This is a genomic window from Pseudomonas avellanae BPIC 631, assembly GCF_000444135.1.
Lineage (GTDB): Bacteria > Pseudomonadota > Gammaproteobacteria > Pseudomonadales > Pseudomonadaceae > Aquipseudomonas > Aquipseudomonas avellanae.
This window is the reverse complement of record NZ_ATDK01000041.1, coordinates 1-19,444: the sequence shown is the minus strand read 5'-3', so window position 1 is coordinate 19,444 and position 19,444 is coordinate 1. Positions and strand designations below refer to the sequence as shown.

Annotated in this window: 17 protein-coding genes, 2 tRNA genes and 2 pseudogenes; 11 read left to right on the top strand and 10 right to left on the bottom strand. The window is 58.5% G+C overall.

The window, feature by feature from the left end:
• Positions 1-192: 192 nt before the first annotated feature.
• The gene (locus DW49_RS0101660) at positions 193-1,152 is read right to left on the bottom strand and encodes a bile acid:sodium symporter family protein (RefSeq protein WP_024421080.1); all 960 of its coding nucleotides are present in this window, start codon (positions 1,150-1,152) and stop codon (positions 193-195) included.
• Between the two features lie 88 nt (positions 1,153-1,240).
• On the bottom strand, positions 1,241-2,161 hold the full coding sequence (rdgC, locus tag DW49_RS0101655) for a recombination-associated protein RdgC (RefSeq protein WP_005619809.1): 921 nt from the start codon (positions 2,159-2,161) through the stop codon (positions 1,241-1,243).
• 171 nt (positions 2,162-2,332) lie between these two features.
• Between rdgC and DW49_RS0101650 the strand changes: the two genes are divergently transcribed.
• The 5 genes and pseudogenes from DW49_RS0101650 (at position 2,333) to DW49_RS01000000127950 (ending at position 4,994) form a co-directional block, all read left to right on the top strand.
• Positions 2,333-2,408: transfer RNA gene (locus DW49_RS0101650), tRNA-Val, on the top strand.
• A 20-nt stretch (positions 2,409-2,428) separates the two neighbouring features.
• Positions 2,429-2,505 (top strand) — tRNA-Asp (locus tag DW49_RS0101645).
• Positions 2,506-2,867: 362 nt separating this feature from the next.
• Positions 2,868-3,264: pseudogene (locus tag DW49_RS01000000127955) on the top strand (hypothetical protein).
• A 125-nt stretch (positions 3,265-3,389) separates the two neighbouring features.
• The gene (locus DW49_RS0101635; RefSeq protein ID WP_005619806.1) at positions 3,390-4,580 is read left to right on the top strand and encodes a CaiB/BaiF CoA transferase family protein; all 1,191 of its coding nucleotides are present in this window, start codon (positions 3,390-3,392) and stop codon (positions 4,578-4,580) included.
• A 56-nt stretch (positions 4,581-4,636) separates the two neighbouring features.
• Positions 4,637-4,994: pseudogene (locus DW49_RS01000000127950) on the top strand (VOC family protein).
• A 72-nt stretch (positions 4,995-5,066) separates the two neighbouring features.
• On the opposite strand, the gene DW49_RS0101625 reads toward DW49_RS01000000127950, so the two are convergent.
• Entirely contained in the window at positions 5,067-5,582 is a 516-nt protein-coding gene (locus tag DW49_RS0101625; RefSeq protein WP_005619801.1) for a cupin domain-containing protein, read from the bottom strand.
• A 264-nt stretch (positions 5,583-5,846) separates the two neighbouring features.
• Between DW49_RS0101625 and DW49_RS0101620 the strand changes: the two genes are divergently transcribed.
• From DW49_RS0101620 to DW49_RS0101600, 5 genes are all read left to right on the top strand, one after another.
• On the top strand, positions 5,847-7,262 hold the full coding sequence (locus tag DW49_RS0101620) for a DUF4329 domain-containing protein (protein WP_005619798.1): 1,416 nt from the start codon (positions 5,847-5,849) through the stop codon (positions 7,260-7,262).
• A 205-nt stretch (positions 7,263-7,467) separates the two neighbouring features.
• Positions 7,468-8,238, top strand: coding sequence for a BamJ family beta-barrel-assembly machinery protein (locus DW49_RS0101615; protein ID WP_005619795.1), 771 nt, complete (start codon positions 7,468-7,470; stop codon positions 8,236-8,238).
• Positions 8,239-8,626: 388 nt separating this feature from the next.
• Entirely contained in the window at positions 8,627-9,079 is a 453-nt protein-coding gene (locus tag DW49_RS0101610; protein WP_005619793.1) for a YkvA family protein, read from the top strand.
• Positions 9,080-9,179: 100 nt separating this feature from the next.
• Positions 9,180-9,521 carry a helix-turn-helix domain-containing protein gene (locus DW49_RS0101605; RefSeq protein WP_005619790.1) on the top strand — a complete coding sequence of 114 codons (342 nt, stop codon included), beginning with the start codon at positions 9,180-9,182 and terminating at the stop codon, positions 9,519-9,521.
• Entirely contained in the window at positions 9,518-9,889 is a 372-nt protein-coding gene (locus DW49_RS0101600; protein WP_005619789.1) for a hypothetical protein, read from the top strand. Before DW49_RS0101605 ends, DW49_RS0101600 begins: the two co-directional genes overlap by 4 nt.
• A gap of 207 nt (positions 9,890-10,096) precedes the next feature.
• Here DW49_RS0101600 and DW49_RS0101595 read toward each other — a convergent pair whose 3' ends face one another.
• On the bottom strand, positions 10,097-11,869 hold the full coding sequence (locus tag DW49_RS0101595; RefSeq protein ID WP_005619786.1) for a GGDEF domain-containing protein: 1,773 nt from the start codon (positions 11,867-11,869) through the stop codon (positions 10,097-10,099).
• Positions 11,870-12,002: 133 nt separating this feature from the next.
• Positions 12,003-14,084 carry a carboxy terminal-processing peptidase gene (locus DW49_RS0101590; RefSeq protein ID WP_003382738.1) on the bottom strand — a complete coding sequence of 694 codons (2,082 nt, stop codon included), beginning with the start codon at positions 14,082-14,084 and terminating at the stop codon, positions 12,003-12,005.
• Between the two features lie 138 nt (positions 14,085-14,222).
• On the opposite strand from DW49_RS0101590, the gene DW49_RS0101585 reads away from it, so the two are divergent.
• Entirely contained in the window at positions 14,223-15,185 is a 963-nt protein-coding gene (locus tag DW49_RS0101585; RefSeq protein ID WP_005619780.1) for an NAD(P)H-quinone oxidoreductase, read from the top strand.
• A gap of 1 nt (position 15,186) precedes the next feature.
• Here the strand turns inward: DW49_RS0101585 and DW49_RS0101580 are convergent, their stop codons facing one another.
• The 5 genes from DW49_RS0101580 to DW49_RS0101560 form a co-directional block, all read right to left on the bottom strand.
• Positions 15,187-15,840, bottom strand: a complete 654-nt coding sequence (locus DW49_RS0101580) for an HAD family hydrolase (protein ID WP_003382736.1) — start codon at positions 15,838-15,840, stop codon at positions 15,187-15,189.
• Positions 15,841-15,925: 85 nt separating this feature from the next.
• Positions 15,926-16,918: an ABC transporter ATP-binding protein gene (locus DW49_RS0101575; RefSeq protein ID WP_005619777.1), complete on the bottom strand. Its 993-nt coding sequence runs from the start codon at positions 16,916-16,918 to the stop codon at positions 15,926-15,928.
• 1 nt (position 16,919) lies between these two features.
• Positions 16,920-17,717 (bottom strand): ABC transporter permease, encoded by a 798-nt coding sequence (locus DW49_RS0101570; protein ID WP_003382734.1) that lies wholly within the window; start codon positions 17,715-17,717, stop codon positions 16,920-16,922.
• Positions 17,704-18,546: an ABC transporter permease gene (locus tag DW49_RS0101565; RefSeq protein WP_005619775.1), complete on the bottom strand. Its 843-nt coding sequence runs from the start codon at positions 18,544-18,546 to the stop codon at positions 17,704-17,706. The genes DW49_RS0101570 and DW49_RS0101565 overlap by 14 nt, the downstream gene beginning before the upstream one ends.
• Positions 18,543-19,349, bottom strand: coding sequence for an alkaline phosphatase family protein (locus tag DW49_RS0101560; RefSeq protein WP_005619773.1), 807 nt, complete (start codon positions 19,347-19,349; stop codon positions 18,543-18,545). Before DW49_RS0101560 ends, DW49_RS0101565 begins: the two co-directional genes overlap by 4 nt.
• Positions 19,350-19,444 lie beyond the last annotated feature (95 nt).

Genomic DNA, 19,444 nt, shown 5'->3' with positions numbered 1-19,444 from the left:
GGCGAAGGAACCCGACGAAGTCGGGCCGGAAACGGAGCCGGGATTTTGCTTACTTTGATCCTTCAAAGTCAGTCGCCGAGGGGCGAAAAGGTGCCTTGAGCCGAACCCCAATCCACCTGAGATCGCAGAACCGCATTGTGACGCGGAGCGTCACGAACGGCATCACCACGCGGAGCGTGGGAACGATAGTCATCAAGGTCTGAGCTGGGACCTGGACGTATTCTCTTCCTCCGGCATCTTCCTGAAATACGTCGACAGCAACGCACCGGAAATATTGTGCCAGACACTGAACAGCGCACTCGGCACCGCCGCCAATGGCGAAAAGTGTGCGCTGGCCAGCGCAGCGCCCAGGCCGGAGTTCTGCATGCCGACTTCCAGCGCCAGTGACTTGCGTTGCGCCAATGGCAGCTTGAACACCCTGCCCGTGAAATAACCCAGCAGAAAACCGAACGTGTTGTGCAGGATCACCACCGCCATGATCAGCAGGCCAGACTCGGCAATTTTTGCCTGACTGGCAGCAACCACGGCGCAAACGATCATCACGATACTGACCACCGAAACCAGCGGCAGCACGTCCACCGCGTAGCGAACCCGCGCACCGAGCAGGCGCTGCGCAACCACGCCAAGCACAATGGGCAGCATGACCAGTTGCAGGATCGACCAGAACATATCCAGAAAGGACACCGGCAGCCAGGCCGACGCCAGCAACCAGATCAGCGTCGGCGTCAGCAGCGGGGCGAGCAGGGTGGTGACGGCGGCAATCGCGACAGCCAATGCCAGATCACCCTTGGCCAGCCAGGCCATGACATTGGACGACGTCCCGCTCGGGCAGCAGCCGACCAGAATCACCCCTACGGCGATTTCCGGTGGCAGCTGAAACACCTGGCACAGCAACCACGCCACGCCGGGCATGATGACAAAGTGCGCGACCACACCCAGCGCCACGCGCCAGGGGTTGCGTGCCACCTCGGAAAAGTCCTCCAGCTTCAGGGTCAGGCCCATGCCGAACATGACCAGCCCCAGCAGCGGCACGATCCAGCCTTTCAGGCCGATGAAAACCTGCGGGAACATGAAGGCGAGGATGGCGAACAGCAGCACCCAATAAGCAAAGGTATTACCGACAAACCGACTCAGGGCTGCCAAAGCGCGCATGGTCTGTTCCTTATTGTAAAAAGCAGGTGTGAAATGAATGCGCCGTCTGAGAAGACGGCGCGGTGTTGCAGGCAGCAGCGTTCGGGGATCAGATCCCCTGCGGGATTTCTTCGCCGCCCAGCGCTTCAAACAGCTCGGGCAGGAACTCGCCGAACGTCAGCATCATCAGCGTGAAGCTGGCGTCCAGTTGACCCAGTGCCTCTTCGCCGCCGTCCTGCTCTGCCTGATCCTGCAGCAGGTCTTCGAACTTCAGGCGTTTGACGACCATCTTGTCATCCAGCACGAACGACAGCTTGTCCTGCCAGGCCAGCGACAGCTGGGTGACGACCTTGCCGGTGTTCAGGTGCAACTGGATTTCGTCGCTGGTCAGGTCCTGACGCTTGCAACGCACGATGCCGCCATCTTCGTGGGTGTCGCGCAGTTCGCACTCGTCCAGCACAAAGAAGTTGTCGGCCGCTTTCTGGGGCTTGACCCAGTCGGTCATGGTCGCACTTGGCGAAACCTTGACGGTCAGCGGGCGTACCGGCAACGAGCCGATCACTTCGCGCAGGGTCGACAGCAGGTCTTCGGCGCGCTTGGGGCTGGAAGCGTTGACCAGAATCAGGCCTTGCTTGGGTGCGATGGCGGCGAAGGTCGCGGAGCGGCGGATAAAGGCGCGCGGCAGGAACGCCTGGATGATTTCATCCTTGAGCTGATCGCGCTCCTTCTTGTAGACCTTGCGCATCTGCTCGGCTTCGATCTCGTCGACCTTTTCCTTCAGGGCGTCGCGCACGACGCTGCCCGGCAGAATACGTTCTTCCTTGCGTGCAGCAATCAGCAGGAAGTCCTGGCTGACATGTACCAATGGTGCGTCTTCACCCTTGCCGAAAGGCGCGACGAAACCATAGGTGGCCACCTCCTGGCTGGCACAGGCGCGGGCCGGTTTGGTCGCCAGTGCTGTCTCCAGCGCTTCGGCGTCGAAAGGCACGTCCTGGGTCAGGCGATAGACAAGCAGGTTTTTGAACCACATGAGGTGAATCTCTCTTTCTATACAAAGGTGGGCATTATTCGCTCCTCAGCCGCTGCGGCCAACCCTGCACAGAGCGTTTGTAAGCCTTTGGAAGGATTATAAAAATTATTTAAAAAAGTGCTTGCCAGACTATAGGTCGCTCCGTAGAATGCGCGCCACACCGAGAGTGAAGGGTGATTAGCTCAGCTGGGAGAGCAGCTGCCTTACAAGCAGCGGGTCGGCGGTTCGATCCCGTCATCACCCACCAACTCGCTTTTAGTGTTACGCGCAGCGGTAGTTCAGTCGGTTAGAATACCGGCCTGTCACGCCGGGGGTCGCGGGTTCGAGTCCCGTCCGCTGCGCCATATTCAGCTTCAAGGCCCTTGAACTCCTTGAAGCAAACAGGAAGCCCGCCTTGTGCGGGCTTTCTGCTTTTCGCCGTCCAGAAGCTCTCTGTTCGCCTTCGATGTGCATGGCTTCACACTTTGACCCTTAAACATGTAAGACCCTTTCTTTCTCGATGTAAGTTATTTCCTTATTTGTTGAAATTACATAGTTATTCATTAATGTGGCCTGTTTAGCCCTTGATTTCTACCCTTTGCTGGTATTAGCTGAGTTGGTTAGTTTGATTTATCAAGGCCTCCGTGCTGCCGAATATCAAACCCCTCAAACCCGGCAAGTCGCCAACTTCTGGCGACTTGATGCTGTATCAAGTAAAGGAATGCATATGAAAAGTCGTTTAACCTTGTGGGTGGGTATCACCGCATTGACCCTGTCTGTCAGTGCTTTGGCCAAGCCAGTGCTGCACACCGCCACGATCGACCAGCACGGCAATGTCGTTGCTCAGTCTTCCCCGTGGATCAAGTCTGTAAGTTACAGTACTCAGAAAGATTACTTCGCGACGTATAAAGTGTTCTTCAAAGAAGGTCAATTTAAAAAAGTCCCCTGGTTTCTGCTCTGTCTCGTCCATTGATACCAGTGATCATGAATGCCTGTTCTATGGTCACGCCAAGTTGGGCGGAGCCGCTACAACAGAGGAAGTCAATGTATTGGGTCTCATGGTGGGCAAGCGGGGCGCTTCGGGTGACTCCTCGATGAGTTTTCAGTTGGCTTGCAGCAATTGATCGAGTGAGCCTTGCCGTGGGCAGGGCTTTAGCCAGAAGCTGAACCTCGTCAAAGACTGTCCTGCTTTCCATCCACCGCATTTGCGCAGATCATTCTTCCATTCCCTTACCAGAACGGACGTGTCATGAACCTACCTCTGCAAGGCATCAAGGTGGTGGAACTGGGGCAACTCATTGCCGGACCTTTTGCGGCGAAGATCCTTGCCGAGTTCGGTGCCGAGGTCATCAAGGTCGAGCCGCCGCTGACCGGCGACCCGCTGCGCAAGTGGCGGTTGCTGCACAACGGCACCTCCGTATGGTGGGCGGTGCAGTCGCGCAACAAGCAGTCGGTCACCCTCGACCTGCGTCAGCCCAAGGCGCAGGAGATGGCCCGTCAACTGATCCGTGATGCCGATGTGCTGGTCGAGAACTTCCGCCCCGGTACGCTTGAAGGCTGGGGGCTGAGTTGGGAAGAGCTGCATGCTCTCAATCCGAAACTGATCATGCTGCGCGTCTCCGGCTACGGGCAGACCGGCCCGTACCGTGACCGGCCGGGTTTTGGCGTGATAGGCGAGGCGATGGGCGGTTTGCGTCATCTATCGGGCGAGGCAGGGCGTACGCCGGTGCGGGGCGGTGTGTCGATCGGCGATTCGCTTGCAGCGTTGCACGGCGTGATCGGCATTCTGCTGGCGCTTCGTCACCGCGAACAGAACGGCGGTGACGGGCAACAGATAGATGTCGCGTTGTACGAGTCAGTGTTCAACGTGATGGAAAGCCTGATTCCCGAATATTCGGTGTTCAATACTGTCCGTGAGCCAGCAGGCAGCAGCATGCCAGGTATCGCACCGACCAACGCTTACCGCTGCAATGATGGCAAATACGCGCTGATCGCAGGTAACGGCGACAGTATCTACCGTCGGTTGATGGAAAAAATCGGTCGAATGGATCTGGCCAATGACCCCGAGCTTGAGCACAACGACGGGCGAGTCAGGCATGTGGCACGCATTGATGCTGCCATTTCTACCTGGACCGCCGAGCGCTCGATGGACGAAGTTCTTGCTGCGCTCAACGAGGCGCGTATTCCGGCAGGCAAGATCTACGACGCTGCCGACATCGCCAATGACCCGCATTATCAGGCGCGTGACATGTTGTTGCAGAGCGCGCTGGATGACGGCACGCCGGTCACCCTCCCTGGGATTGTGCCTAAACTTCAAGACACGCCGGGACAGGTAAGAACGCCTGCGCCGACCCTGGGTCAGCACACCGATGCCGTGCTCGAAGCATACGGTATAGACGCTGCGACTCGCGAAGAATGGCGTCGGCTTGGCGTTATCTGATCCAGAACATGGCTGCTATCGTAAGCAGAAATCTATTCCAAAACGGAGCTGATCCCGTGATTGATCATCTGGACCACATTGTATTGACCACCACTGACGTTGACGCCTGCAAGGACTTCTACGTACGCATCCTGGGCATGACCCCTGAGCGCTTTCGTCAGGGCCGCCTGGCGTTTCGTTTCGGCAATCAGAAAATAAATGTTCATGAGCGTGGCAAGGAGTTCGAGCCCAAGGCCCACTTGCCCGTGCCGGGTGCGCTGGATTTGTGTTTCATCGCCAGCATCGCGCTGGAACAGGTGATAGCGCATCTGCAAGAACAGGAATGGTCGATTGTCGAAGGTCCGGTCGGTGTATGTCCGTGACCCTGACCTGAACCTGATCGAGATTTCCGAACTGGCTGATCCGCGCACCTGATTTATCTTCCAGCGCGCTTTGCCGGCCTTGATCGGGTGGTCCCGTAGCAAGCCCGGCACTGACGTCAGATCATCAGCACCCTTTGTCGGCGGCACCCGCCTTGGGCACGAAGGCAGCTTTTTCGCCCGGTTTGGTGATGATGTAGGCGCGTCGCCAAGGCTGGTCATCAATCAGCTTCCAGCGATGGCCTGGGCCTGTAGTGTCCTGTGCCAGCAGTACTTCCCCGGGGTGCAGCACAAAATTTTCTCCACCGGTGGTGGAAAATTCGAGGGTGCCGGAAAGGGTGATCACGTATTGCTCTTCTGGCGCAGCATGCCAGTCGTATTTCGAGTGCGCCGGGGTTTCCTTGAAGTGCAGGGCGCTGACATCGGTCATGACCTTCTGATCAATCGAGCCTTCGATGACGTGAGACAGGTTATCGGGCCCTGTGCACAGCCTGAACGCCTTTATTCCCTGGGTCACAACGATAGGTGGTTTGGCGGCGTGGGCCGCGCTGACCGGCAGCATCACTGCGGCAGCGAGCGCGGCACAGCCGGCCAGCTGGCGCGCGTTAGGGGTCTTCAGACTAAATCGATGAGTCAATGGCATAAGCATGTTCCTGAATGCGACAAACTGCATGAGCCCTGATTGCCGGTCGCGATAGCTGGCGCAGGGTTTGGGCAGATTCGCCCACGCAGCGAATCGAAGCACATCCCGGAAAGCTTAAAAATTATCTTTAATTTCATGTTGATGAGCGTCGCTCACTCGATCTGTCTTCGTATTCATCCTTTCTGTCGTATTCATCTATGTCACTTGCTGGCTCAGGCTTCCTTACGCTCATGACTCGACAGTCAGGCTCAAGGAGCTCTAAACATGTACCTCAGAACAAAACGCATCAAGCGATCCGTCGGTGACAAAGGGCACTCCGCCATGCCGGCGCTCAGCGCAGCATTTGATCATCCCGATGATGCTGCGCGTTACGCTCATGCACGGATCGGCAACCGGCGAGACCGCGAGTACGGCGGTTTCATACTGGTTCGTGACGACGGCAAGTACGTGGCGACCGAGCCAATGAACGGCAGTGAGTTCAGCTTCGACCCCAACGACGTGTTTCCGCGTAATGATCAGGAGGGTTATGTGCTCTACCCGCAAGGGCACAACGACTATGCGATCTACCATTCTCCCCCCGCACTTGAAGCCGGGTTGCGCGAGTGGCCGGAGAGTGAAAGGGCTATGTATCCCAACAGTTTTTCCGCCGGCGACATTTATGCGGTGATCGATGATCAGGACATTTGCGCGGCGACTTATCTTTCCGGGCCTGATGGTTCATTGATCAAATACACGCTGTCTGGCTCTGCGGCCGAGAAAAGGCTGTTCAAGCGCGTTGCTGGTCCGGCAAGCATGCCGAGCCTCAGTACGCTCAGCCAGGTTCACAGAGCGCTACAAAACCTCACGCTCATGCCCAGCGATGTGGTTCGTCTGCTGGCAGGCGCGGGGCGTCTGGAAGTCGTAGTGCCCAGCCGCCTGTGGGGCAAGGTCGGCAAAGTGACAGGCGACTGGCGGCCTTACTCTGACAAGGAGGGTGCCGATACGGCGGCTGTCAGGTCACCCGCTGTCTGCGAAACAGTGTGGCCGCCCAAGGCGCTGAGCCTGAGCGGCGAGTTCGCGCATGCCGATGACGCCGCACGCTATGCCCACAGCAGGCTCGATGCGCGCATTCATTCGCAGGTCATCGGTTGTCTGCTGCTCAACCCGGTGACACGGACCTATCGGATTGCGGAGCCGATTCTTGACGAGGGTTATCCGGTCTATGCGCCTTGCTCGGTCTTCCACCCGGATGCTTATTACCGGCCACCTCTGCCTGCCGGTTACCGTATCGACGGGATGTATTTTTCATCCGCCAATCTGGCAGCAGAAGGCGGGCGCGCCGAGCAACGGCCTTTTTTCGAGCCGGATGACCTGCATCGCATGTTCAGCTATCGACATAAACCTGCAAAGCGCCCTAGAGATTTGCCCATTCGTTATGGGTTCGAGATGTCGGCAATTTATTTTTCGGCGGCTGATGGCGCGTTGCTCGGGTACACGCCCAGTCACTCCGAGCAGGAGCTTGAGCTGTTGCGGCGCGTATCGCGTGTGTATTCAGGGGCTGAGTCCATTCAGGCGCAACTCGCTGCTGGCTTGATGAGTGCGCAGGACTACGTCCATCTTGTTGCCGGTGCCGGTCATCTTCGCGTGCTGCAGACCAGTGAGCGCTGGCCTGATGCCGGAACGGTAAGCCCGGTGCAGTGAGTCTTCTGCATCAAACTGCGCGTTACACAGGTGAATCACAAACTGAACTGCAACTGAACAATCCAGTGCCGAACCGGGAAAACCTTTGGATACCTGAACTTATCGGCTTTTTCTCCCTCTCATGCCGGTAGCCATTGATCGCGGCGGCCTGATAAGCTCGCGGCTTTACTCGTTTGCCCTTTTGGCGCATGAACAAGGAATTAGCATGAAACAGCATCGGTTGGCAGCGGCGATTGCCCTGGTCGGTCTGGTACTCGCAGGTTGTGATAAGCAGGCCAGCACCGTAGAGCTGAAAACTCCAGCACAAAAAGCGTCTTATGGCATCGGTCTGAACATGGGCAAGAGCCTGGCTCAGGAAGGCATGGATGATCTCGATTCCAAGGCTGTAGCCTTGGGTATCGAAGACGCCGTCGGCAAGAAAGATCAGAAACTCAAGGACGAAGAGCTGGTTGAAGCCTTCTCTGCGCTGCAGAAGCGTTCCGAAGAGCGTCTGGCGAAGATGAGCGAAGAAGCTTCGGCAGCCGGCAAGAAATTCCTCGAAGAGAACGGCAAGAAGGATGGCGTGGTTACCACAGCTTCTGGCTTGCAGTATCAGATCATCAAGAAAGCTGATGGCGCTCAGCCAAAGCCGACTGATGTTGTGACTGTTCACTACGAAGGCAAGCTGATTGACGGCAAGGTGTTTGACAGCTCCGTTGAACGCGGCAGCCCGATTGATCTGCCGGTTGGCGGCGTTATCCCGGGTTGGGTCGAAGGTCTGCAACTGATGCACGTAGGCGAGAAGATCAAACTTTTCATCCCTAGTGATCTGGCTTACGGTGCCCAGAGCCCGAGCCCGGCAATCCCGGCCAATTCGGTTCTGGTCTTTGACCTCGAATTGCTCGGCATCAAAGACCCGGCGGCTGCTCCTGCTATTGGCGCTGACGCCGACGAAGAAGACGCAGCACCTGCTGCATCGGCTCCAGCCAAGAAGTAACACAGCACCTGGCTACAGAAAACGCCCTGTCTCGACAGGGCTTTTTTGTGTCTGGCTTATTTCCCGAACGCTTGGTCAATGGGGCAGTCCCACTATCATGGCAGCTGTGCCAGCGGGTATGCGTATTGTCCGACAGTCCGTCAAGATGAATGCGCATGCTTAAATGGCGACGGCAGGTCAACGTTTTTTCGGGATTTTTTTGTGAGTAAAAAACGCCCGATTTGACTGAAGCCCCCCGAAAACGGGGGCTTGAGGCTGGAAAAAAGCGGCTGTTCACAAGGTTATCCACAATAATTGTGGATAACCTTGTGCCAGCGCTTGTATCAATAGCCAGACGGGGCCGCATGGGCTTCGTCTATCGAGAGCGTTTTGCTGAGCGGGAGTGGGTATGAAAGCACCGTGGAATTTGATCCGTTATCTGCCCGGAGCCCGGCGTTTGCTGGCAGCGGGGCGGCTGCCGGGGCTGTTGTTTGCAGTGGCACGCAAGGGCAACAGCGAAGGCAATCGTCTGGGCAAACTCAAGGACGACCTGCGTTTGCTACAGGCCCTGTGTCTGGCCTACTGGCGTGGCGAGTACCGAAGCATCAGCCCCAAGGCGATTTTGTCCATCGTCGCGGGCCTGATGTATTTTCTCAGTCCGCTGGACGCGATTCCCGACTGGATTCCTGGCCTGGGAATGCTTGATGACATCGCCGTGCTGGCTTGGGTCACCAAGCACCTTAGCGACGAACTGGATGCCTTCCGCGCTTGGCGAGCGCAGCAATCGCCCGAAAAACTGATCGTGGTCGAGCAACTGCCCAAGACCCAGGCGCTGCTGGAAAAAGAGCGGGGTGGGGTATAAGTCTCACGGATTGAACACTGGCCATAGCGTTCCACTGTTAAGATGCCAACCTATGAATCAAGCCTGATCAGTAGGCGGCCATGTAGTGCAAGGTGACTCTATGGATCTTCAAGTGATTTCTCGTGACGGGGAGCCTGAATATGCAGTGCTGCCGTGGGCTCAGTATCAGGCGTTGCTCAAGGCCGCCGGGCTGTCTGGCAAGCGGGGTGCGCAACCGGCCTCTGAGCCGCTCGGCAGCGCCGCCAGCGAACTTCCAGGTTTTGACCAGTTGCGTGCCCTGCGTGAGGCCAAAGGCTTTGAAGTGGCCAGCCTGGCCCGTACCGTCGGCATCAGTCCGTCTTATCTGGAACTGATCGAGAACGGCACGCGTGAACCGGACGCTGCGATCAAACGCAGCCTGGCATGGGAGTTGGGCGTTGCGGGCTGGCGAGGTGAGTCGTGAGCGTGCGCATCAGTCGGCAGCACTGGGACGGGCTGCTGAATGAGCTCGCACAGGCGCGTCGGCAGCGTCATTTGCTGACCTATCGCGCTTTGTTGGAGCGCCTGCAACTGCCTACCCCGGCGATGCAGACGCTGACAGCGGCCCTTGAGCATCTGGCCGCCATGGACGCCCGCGCAGAACAACCCCTGCGCAGTTCGCTGGTGATCAGCCAGGGCGCAAGCCGCCTGCCCCGCCCAGGCTTTTTCGAGTGCGCCGAGCGCCTCGGGCGCTTTTCAGGCCCTTCGGACGGCATTGCCGCGGCATCATGGCACGCAGCCGAGGTGGTTCGGGTGTTCGAGTACAGCTACCCGGAAGTGGAAGTGCAGTAGAGCCATTGCCTGTGGGAGGTCCCGCCCCGAATCTTCAGTGGCTGTAACGACCCCTTCGTGAGCAAGCGAAGCGTCGCCCGGCTCCCACACTGTGGACATACAGTGAACCTGTGGGAGCGAGCTTGCTCGCGAAAGCGGACTCACCTGATCAGTCGATATTAAGTGTGTGCACTGGACTGTTCATGAGCAAGCCCATCTCATCTACCCTCACGCCTGCATCAGTAGATCCATTCGTGTCGAGTCGATCACATGAATGCTCGCGCCAGCCACGTCCTTGGCGAAGTGTTTGGCTTGTGAGGCCAGGTCGGCCAACTGGCTGGCGTCGACATGGGCGCAGCTCTCTTCGTGCAGGTGCACCACGCCAATCGACAGCGACAGCAGCGGGAAATCCTGACGCTGCCCCTGACGGTTCAGGGCGATGAAGCAACCCGCTTCCAGGTGTTCTGCGCGGTAGAAACGGCGGCATTGGTTCTGGAAATCATCCAGCAGGTTTTTAAGACGCCGTTCCCAGTCCTCGAAGCCCAGTACCATCAGAAAGTCATCCCCGCCGATGTGCCCGACAAAGTCCCGGCTCGGATCAACGCGATCATTCAGGCATTGCGCCAGGCACAACAGCACTTCATCACCCCGGGCGTAACCGTAGATGTCGTTGAAGGGTTTGAAGCTGTCGATGTCCACGTAACAGATCATCGACTCACGGCCCTGTTGCAGCAGGCGGGTCAGGCATTGCTGGATCGGCACGTTGCCGGGCAGCAGGGTGAGCGGGTTGGCGTAACGCGCCTGCTGGATCTTCATCTCGGTAATCAGCTTGAGCACATCGATCACCCGACCCAGCCCCAGGTAAGCGCCGTTGGAGGTAATGATGAAATCCTCTTCGATGCGCTGCTGGGCACGACTGGTCAGCAAGCGGCTGACCTGCTGCAATGACTGGCTGACTTCGACCGCCAAAAAGTCATCGCTCATCAGACGGCTGATCGGTTTACGGGCAAACAGCTCGGTGCCGAATGGTTTGAGCAGCGCTTCTGAGAGCGAGTGCCGATGGACGATCCCGCAGGGCCTGGCGTCATCGTCCAGCACCGCCAGTGAATTGAGATTGGCCTGCCTGCGGAACGCCTCAAGCACTTCTGCAGTGGGCGTGGACTGGCTTACCGAAGGCTGCGGGTTGAGCAGGGCAGAAAGGTCGGCTGCTTCTTCGTTCAACGGTGCGCTGGCGGTTTCTGCCTTGGGCAGCATGGTTCGGGTGTCGCGTGGCGGACGCTCCTGCGGGCGGGCCAGCAGATAGCCCTGAACGAGGTCCACGCCCATGTCTTTCAAGGCGGCCAGCTCTTCCGGCAACTCGATGCCCTCGGCAATCACGGTCGCGCGGGAAGCCTTGGCCATTTGCAGCATGGAACCGACGAACTCGCGTTTCACCGCATCCTGGTGAATGCCGTCGATAAAGTGCCGATCGATTTTCACGTAGTCCGGACGCAGTTCCGACCACAGCCGCAAGCTGGAATAACCCGCACCCAAATCGTCCAGAGCAATCGAAAAGCCCATGTCACGGTAGTGATGCAGGGCATTGTAGAGCAAGTCGAAATCATCGGTGGGCATCTGCTCGGTCAACTCGATCACCACATCCTTGGGCGCGATCTGATAACGACGCAGCATTTCAAGTGTGCGACCTGGCGGATGAGAGGTTTCCAGCAGTGATTCGGGAGAGACGTTGAGAAACAGCTTGCCCGGCAATTTCTGCTGACTGAAACGACGGCAGGCACTTTCACGGCAGCTCAATTCAAGCTCACTCAGACGGCCCGCCTGACGGGCAATCGCGAACAGGTTGAGGGGTGAGTGCAGCGGGCTGTTGGACGGGCCGCGCGTCAGGGCTTCATAGCCCAGAATACGGCGCTCCGACAGCGAGACGATCGGCTGGAACAGGCTGTGCAAATCACTACGAGCCAGAATGGAACTCAGTGCGCTCAGCTGTTCAGTGATGGTCATGGTCGTCTCTGGGGGGTAATAAAGCGTCGTGCAATAAAAAGGGCTGAGCGCTTTCGCGTTCAGCCCCGTATTTCACGACAGCTTCATGACTGTTTGATGACCTTGACGCTAAATAGCCATCAATGAACCCGTCTTATTTTTTCGCGACCGCAGCGCTTAACCCCAGGTAGTCGATCAGAATGCGCCCGGTCTCTGCCAGGTAGGCATCGTCCTCGGGTTTGGTCTTCTCGTCTTCGACCGGCAGCGCGTCTTCGTCTTCCTTTTTCAGCTCTTTGAGCGGCTCTTCACCCTTGGCCTTGCGGCGAGTGTTTTCCAGCGCCAGTTGCTTGCCTTCGATGGACGCATGCTCGGCACGGCGGTCGGCTTCATTGAGGCTGACGGTCTTCTCGTTCATCAGCTTCTTGGCCAGCGCGAGGCGATCTTCGATGAACACAAACTCTGCGTCTTTCGACGAGCGTGCTTCATGACGTGCCTGCAACTGCGCCAGGAACGGCTTGAACGGATCGATCGCAGGCTTGATGGCCGGTTTGATGCTGTCCCATGGCATGGCCTCGGGCAGCGCGCTCTCGCCGATTTCCTTGGTGTCGATCAGCGATGGGTAAGTGATGTCCGGCACCACGCCCTGATGCTGGGTGCTCTGGCCGGAAACGCGATAGAACTTGGCCAGGGTCAGCTTCAGTTCGCCGTGATTAAGCGGCTGAATGGTCTGCACCGTGCCTTTGCCGAAGGTCTGGCCACCGATCACGAGTGCACGATGGTAGTCCTGCATGGCACCGGCGAAAATCTCTGAAGCCGACGCCGACAAGCGGTTGACCAACAATGCCATCGGGCCTTTGTAGAACGCGCCTTTGGCTTCGTCTTCCAGCACATCGACCTTGCCGTCTGCGTTACGCACCAGCACGGTAGGGCCTTTGTCGATGAACAGGCTGGTCAGCTCGGTCGCTTCCTGCAACGAGCCGCCACCGTTGTTGCGCAGATCCAGGACCACGCCGTCGACCTTCTCGGCCTGCAGCTCGGTCAGCAGTTTCTTCACGTCGCGGGTGGTGCTCTTGTATTCCGGATCGCCTGCACGGTAGGCCTTGAAGTCCAGATAGAACGCCGGGATGTCGATGACGCCGAGCTTGTAGTCCTTGCCGTCCTGTTTGAGGTGCAGAATCGACTTCTTGGCCGCCTGCTCTTCAAGTTTCACCGCTTCACGGGTGATGGCGACGATTTTACTGGTCTGGTCATTCGGCGCATTGCTGGCCGGGATGATCTCCAGGCGCACCACCGAACCTTTGGCACCGCGGATCAGCTTGACCACTTCGTCCAGACGCCAGCCGATCACGTCGACCATTTCCTTGTCGCCCTGAGCAACGGCCACGATCTTGTCGGCAGGGGCGACCTGCTTGGTCTTGGCCGCAGGACCTGCCGGCACCAGACGCACGATTTTCACGTTGTCGTTATCGCTCTGCAACACAGCACCGATGCCTTCCAGCGACAGGCTCATGTTGATGTCGAAGTTCTCCGCGCTGTCAGGTGACAGGTAGTTGGTGTGCGGATCGTAAGACATGGCGAAGGTGTTGATGTAAGCCTGGAAGATATCTTCGGCGCGGGTCTGGTTCAGACGCGCCTGCTGATTCTTGTAACGCTTGGTCAGGGTTTCCTGAATCTTCGCCGGGTCTTTGCCGGCGATCTTCAGGCGCAGGACTTCATCCTTGATGCGCTTGCGCCACAGTTCGTCGAGCTCGGCAGTGTCCTTGGGCCATGCGGCGTCCTTGCGGTCCACCAGCAGGGTTTCCTTGGTATTGAAGTCGAGCTTGTCGACGCCTTTGCTCAATTCGGCCAGCGCGAAGTCCAGACGCGCCTTGATGCGGTCCAGGTAGCGCTTGTAGATGGTGAAGCCGGGGTTCAGGTCGCCACTTTTCAGAAAATCATCGAACTGGAACTGCCACTTGTCGAATTCGGCAATATCGCTGGCCATGAAATAGCTGCGCGAGGGGTCCAGTTGCTTGATGTAGCTTTGATAAATAATGGCCGAACGCTTGTCGTCCAGGGGCGGCTTGCTGTAGTGATGTCGCTTGAGCAGCTCAACAACGTTGAGGCTGGCAATCACTTCGTCGCGATCCGGCTGAAGGTTATCCCAGCTGTTGGCGGCAAAAGTACTGGCTGACATCGGCAATACGCCAAGGCCGACAAACAGTGCGAGGGCAGTGCTGGGGAGTAGTTGCTTCATGCTGATTCGACGCGAGGACAATTGATAACGCATATTAGGCCGTCTGTGAGGTCGCCGGTTCCTTTGGACCCGGCCGCATAATGCAAAAGCCCGGGCAAAACAGCCACGGGCTCAGTCTGGACTCACTATGGAGGCACCGTGAAGGCATTGCAAGGCGTTGAAGGACATGTGGAATGGGTCGAGGAGCCAAGTCCGGCCCTTGATGTGGGGCAGGTACGTATTAAAGTGGCTGCGGCGGGTTTGAATCGGGCCGATCTTTTACAGCGTGCGGGGATGTATCCGCCGCCGCCGGGCGTCACCGCGACGCTGGGCCTGGAGTGCTCGGGCGTGATCGCCGAAGTCGGTCCGGGCACCTCGTGGCTGGTCGGTGACCGCGTCTGCGCGCTGTTGGCGGGCGGTGCGATGGCCGAGGAAGTGGTGGTTGACGGGCGGCATGTTCTGCCGGTGCCGGAAGGCCTGACGCTGCACGAGGCTGCCGCGATTCCCGAGGTGTACGCAACGGCGTGGCTGAACCTGTTTCAGCTCGCCGGTTTGAAGCCAGGTGAAAAAGTGTTGTTGCACGCTGGCGCAAGTGGGGTTGGTTCAGCCGGTATTCAGCTTTGCAAAGCGTTCGGTAACCCCGTCTGGGTCAGCGTCGGCTCGACCGAACGTCTGGCCTATTGCGTCGAGTTGGGTGCGCAGGGCGGTGTGGTGCGCAGTGAAAGTCTTGAGGGCCTGAACGATTTTGCACCGTTCAACGTCATCCTTGACCCGGTCGGCGCCAGTTACGCCGAGCTCAACGTCAAGCTGCTGGCGCTGGACGGCCGTTGGGTGCTGATCGGCATCATGAGCGGGCGCGAGGCCAAAGTGGACCTGGCGCATGTGCTGGGCAAGCGCATCCAGTTGATGGGCTCGACGTTGCGCAGTCGCGATGAAACGTTCAAGGCCGATCTGATCAGCGATCTGGGTCAGCACGTCTGGCCGCTGTTCACCGAAGGCCGCCTCAAGCCGCAACTGGCGAAATCCTTTGCGATCAAGGATGCCGAAGCGGCGTTCGAAGAACTGGCGACCAACAAGGTGTCCGGCAAGATCGTGCTGGTGATCGACGAAAGCCTGGTCTGAATCAGACCCAGGTGTGCACTGGCCAGCCAGCCTGCTGCGCATGTTCCAGCAACACAGGATCAGGGTTGACCACATTGGGGTGATCAACCTTGAGCAGCAGCGGCAGGTCATTGCGCGAATCCGAATAGAAGCTCGCGCCCTCGAGGTTTTCCCCTTCTGCATCCAGCCATTCCATCAGCCGGGTGATCTTGCCTTCCCGGTAGGTCAGCACGCCGACTGTGGCACCGCTGTACACGCCATGTTGCACGTCCAGCTCGATACCCAGTACTTCGTCGATCCCCAGTCGTTCTGCGATGGGTTTTACCAGGTGCACACCTGACGCCGAGATCACCAGAATCCGGTCGCCTTTAGCGCGATGCTGAGCGATGCATTTGCACGCGTCGCTGTAGATGATCGGCTCGATGACATCCTCAACCCACGGGCCGACCAGATGATCGACTTCTTCCGGCGTACGACCCGCCATAGGCTCCAGGCTGAAGGCCATGAACTCTTCCATCGCCAGCTTGCCAGCGCTGTAGGCGTCCATCAGTTCGTGGTTGCGCTGCATGAACGATTCTGGGTCAACCCAGCCCAGGCGACCCATCTGCTCGCTCCAGAGCGTAGCGCAGTCGCCACCGATCAGGGTTTCGTCGAGGTCGAAAATTGCCAGGGGCATGTGTGCTTTTCCTCAGTAGTTGTTAAATCAGCTTCAAGCTTCAAGCTTCAAGCGGGAAGCGGCAAGTGATACCAGGCGTTTGGTGCTATCCGTTCAGAACGCACAGCGCCGAGGGCTCGATGTTCAGTGTTACGCGTCGGCCGTCCGGGTGCAGGTCTTCGGCACTGCGGTTGAGTACGTCGACCACCAGGTCCACGCCGCGCGCCTGTATCCGGTAGCGGATGACGTTGCCGAGCAGACTGTGACTGCGAACTTCGCCTTCCAGTTCGCCGGTCAGGCTCAATTGGATCGATTCAGGGCGGATCGCGATGCGGCTGGCAATCGGGCGCTGCATCAGTCGCGTGGCGTCGTCGGCTTCCAGCAGGTTGTAGTTGCCGATGAAACCGGCGGCGAACACGTCGACCGGCGCGGTGTAGAGGGTTTCTGCATCGCCGCTCTGCACGATCCGGCCCTGGTTCATCAGAAAGATGCGGTCAGACATGGTCAGCGCTTCTTCCTGATCGTGGGTCACGAAAATGGTCGTCAGGCCCAATTCGCGCTGAATGGCACGTATCTGTTCGCGCAGCAGTTTGCGAATCCGCGCATCCAGCGCCGACAGCGGTTCATCGAGCAGCAGCAGGCGCGGGCGGGTGACCAGCGAGCGGGCCAGGGCCACGCGTTGGCATTGCCCACCAGACAGTTGATGCGGATAGCGCTTGGCGAAATCATGCAGCTCGACCATCCGCAAAATCTCGGCGACGCGCCGTTCGCTGTCGTCTGCGCTGACTTTCTGCATGCGCAGGCCGAACGCGACGTTCTGTTCCACGGTCATGTTGGGGAACAGCGCGTAACTCTGGAACACCATGCCGATGTTGCGTTTTTGCGGCGTGAGCGGCACCAGGTCATTGCCATCGAGCAGAATGCGCCCGCTATTGACCGGCGTCAGCCCGGCAATGCAGCGTAGCAAGGTGGATTTGCCACAGCCCGACGGGCCTAGCAGGGTGACGAACTCGCCTTTAGCGATGTGGCAGTTGATGTCGCTGAACACTGACGTGCTGGCGTAGCTTTTCTGCAGGTTTTCAATGCTGACAAAACTCATCTCAGTCTTTGTCCTTGTTCAGTCGATTGGCGGCCCAGGTCAGCACCAGCACGAAGAGGAAATAGGAGATCACCAGCGCGCTGTTGAAGTGACCGCTGCTGTTGCGCATGTTGTTCAGGTACACCTGCAGGGTTTCGTAGCGGGTGCCGACCAACAGGTTGGCGAACACGAACTCGCCGAACAGGAAGGAGAACGACAACAGCAGTGCGACCATCAGGCCTTTGCGCAAGTTGGGCAGCACCACCAGAAACGCGGCTTGCCAGGTGCTGGCCCCGAGCAGTTGGGCGGCGTCCATCAGGTCGGTCAGATTGATGGCCTGCAGGTTATTGGTGATTGCGCGGTACATGAAGGGCAGGGCCACGGTGAAGTAGCAGCCGATCAGAATCCACGGCGTGCCGACCATGGCCATCGGCCCTGAGCCGTAGAGTTGCAGCAAGCCTACCGACGACACCACCGGCGGCACCGCGAACGGCAGCAGAATCAGGATGTTCATCAGCCCGTCGAGGCGCGGAAAGTAGTAGTGCACCACGAACAGCAGCGGCAGTATCAGCACCACCGACAGGATCAATGCACCAACGCACACCAGCAACGACTGGCCGAATGCTGCCAGAAAGCGCGGGTCGCTCCACAGCGCCAAGTACCACTTGAAGGTCAGGCCGCTGGGCAGAATGGTCGCCGACCAACTGGTGGAAATCGAGTACAGAAAGGTCCCGGCCAGCGGCAGCAACAGGATCAGGAACAGCAGGTAGACCACGGACTTGTGGTAAATGCCTGCGGGCCTTCGTTCAGCGCGAGACATGGTAGCTCCTCTTCAACAGCCACTGATGGATCACCGTCACCAGGGTCATGAGCCCGACCAGAATCATTGCCAGGGCACTGGCCATGTTCGGGTCCAGCGTAATATCGCCTGCCACCATCGCGGCAATGCGGATCGGCAGCACGTTGAAGTTGCCGGTGGTCAGGGCATATACCGTGGCGTAGGCGCCCAGCGCGTTGGCCAGCAGAATCACAAACGTGCCGAGCAGCGCTGGAGTCAGCACCGGCAGGCCGATGTAGCGCCAGAACTGATAACTGCTGGCCCCCAACAGCGCCGCCGACTCGTTCCAGTCCTCGCGCACGGCATCGAATGCCGGGTAGAGCAGCAGCACGCCAAGCGGAATCTGGAAGTAGGTGTAGAGGATGATCAGCCCGGTCTTGGAATACAGGTTGAAGTCATCAATGATCCCGGTCTGCTTGAGGATCAGCGTCAGCGCGCCGTTGAAGCCCAGCAGAATGATGAAGGCGAACGCCAGCGGAACGCCGGCGAAGTTGCTGGTCATGTTGGCGAACGAGTCGACGAAGTCGCGGAGCCGCGAGTCCACCTTGCGCAGCGAATAGGCACCCAGCACAGAGATGATGATGCCGAACAGGCTCGACCAAAAGCTGATCTCCAGGCTGTACTGGATCGCTTGGCGATAGAACTTCGAACTGAACGCTTTGGTGAAGTTTTCCCAGCCCCAGCCGGCGTCGCTTTGCAGGCTGTGGACCGCTACCCAGAGCAGCGGCGCAATCTGAAATACGATGAAAAACACGGCAAAAGGCAGCAGACACAATAGCCCCAGCCATTTGCCTCGGGAAAATCGGGTCAATTGAGTATCTCCCGGCAGACCGGTTTGTCGTGAGGTACACCGAGCAGTTCGCAGATCGTGCCGCACAGGTCAGTCTGGCGCGGCGCTGCATCGACATTCAGGCTGAACGCATCACCCAGCACAAACAGCGGTACTTCGCGTTCTTCCGGCAGCAGGCCGTTGTGCGAACGATCGTTGTTCATGCCGTGGTCGGCAGTTACCAGCACCTGATAACCCGCGTCCAGCCAGCGTTGCAGGTAGTCAGCCAGAATGATGTCGGCGTTGCGGGCGGTGTTGCGGTATTGCGCAGTGTCGAGGCCGTGCTTGTGCCCGGCGTCGTCGATATTCATGGGGTGGATCAGCAGAAAATTCGGCGCGTGTTTCAGCCGCAGGCTTTCGGCGTCGGCGAACAGGTGCGAATCCGGGTAGTGATCGGCCCAGTAGAACAGACCATGCTGAATCGGCAGTTCGGGTGCGTCGGTATGGCGGTCGCGTGCCGTGTCGAACGGCGTGCGGTTGTACAGTTCGCTGACCCAGTGATAAGCCGCCGCTGCGGTGCTCAGCCCGGCGTCGCGGGCATAGTGAAAGATGCTGCGTTCGCGGGACAGGCGCGAGACGTTGTTATGCACGATGCCGCTGTCGATAGGCGCGACCCCGGTCAATATGCATTCATACAACGGGCGGGAGAGGGCGGGTAACTCGCACTCCAGTTTGTACAGCGCTGCCCGGCCGGCATCATGCCAGGCCTGAAGATGGCCCATCGCGTGGCGGGCCACGTCGTAGTTGAGGCCATCAAGCACGATCAGGATGACGTTGTGTTTCATGGGCGACTCGCTTAGGGTCTGTTCCCGTTTCACATTGGTAGCCACAGAAAAGCGCAGGCCATTGCTATGACGCTTTCATAGTTTCTCTTGAGTTT

Bases quoted from the DNA above. Each gene is read 5' to 3' on its own strand.
- DW49_RS0101660 (WP_024421080.1), bottom strand. From the start codon at position 1,152: ATGCGCGCTTTGGCAGCCCTGAGTCGGTTTGTCGGTAATACCTTTGCT.
- DW49_RS0101570 (WP_003382734.1), bottom strand. From the start codon at position 17,717: ATGTCTCGCGCTGAACGAAGGCCCGCAGGCATTTACCACAAGTCCGTG.
- DW49_RS0101625 (WP_005619801.1), bottom strand. From the start codon at position 5,582: ATGCCATTGACTCATCGATTTAGTCTGAAGACCCCTAACGCGCGCCAG.
- DW49_RS0101575 (WP_005619777.1), bottom strand. From the start codon at position 16,918: ATGAGTTTTGTCAGCATTGAAAACCTGCAGAAAAGCTACGCCAGCACG.
- DW49_RS0101580 (WP_003382736.1), bottom strand. From the start codon at position 15,840: ATGCCCCTGGCAATTTTCGACCTCGACGAAACCCTGATCGGTGGCGAC.
- DW49_RS0101620 (WP_005619798.1), top strand. From the start codon at position 5,847: ATGTACCTCAGAACAAAACGCATCAAGCGATCCGTCGGTGACAAAGGG.
- DW49_RS0101605 (WP_005619790.1), top strand. From the start codon at position 9,180: ATGGATCTTCAAGTGATTTCTCGTGACGGGGAGCCTGAATATGCAGTG.
- DW49_RS0101615 (WP_005619795.1), top strand. From the start codon at position 7,468: ATGAAACAGCATCGGTTGGCAGCGGCGATTGCCCTGGTCGGTCTGGTA.
- DW49_RS0101610 (WP_005619793.1), top strand. From the start codon at position 8,627: ATGAAAGCACCGTGGAATTTGATCCGTTATCTGCCCGGAGCCCGGCGT.
- DW49_RS0101635 (WP_005619806.1), top strand. From the start codon at position 3,390: ATGAACCTACCTCTGCAAGGCATCAAGGTGGTGGAACTGGGGCAACTC.
- rdgC (WP_005619809.1), bottom strand. From the start codon at position 2,161: ATGTGGTTCAAAAACCTGCTTGTCTATCGCCTGACCCAGGACGTGCCT.
- DW49_RS0101590 (WP_003382738.1), bottom strand. From the start codon at position 14,084: ATGAAGCAACTACTCCCCAGCACTGCCCTCGCACTGTTTGTCGGCCTT.
- DW49_RS0101595 (WP_005619786.1), bottom strand. From the start codon at position 11,869: ATGACCATCACTGAACAGCTGAGCGCACTGAGTTCCATTCTGGCTCGT.
- DW49_RS0101560 (WP_005619773.1), bottom strand. From the start codon at position 19,349: ATGAAACACAACGTCATCCTGATCGTGCTTGATGGCCTCAACTACGAC.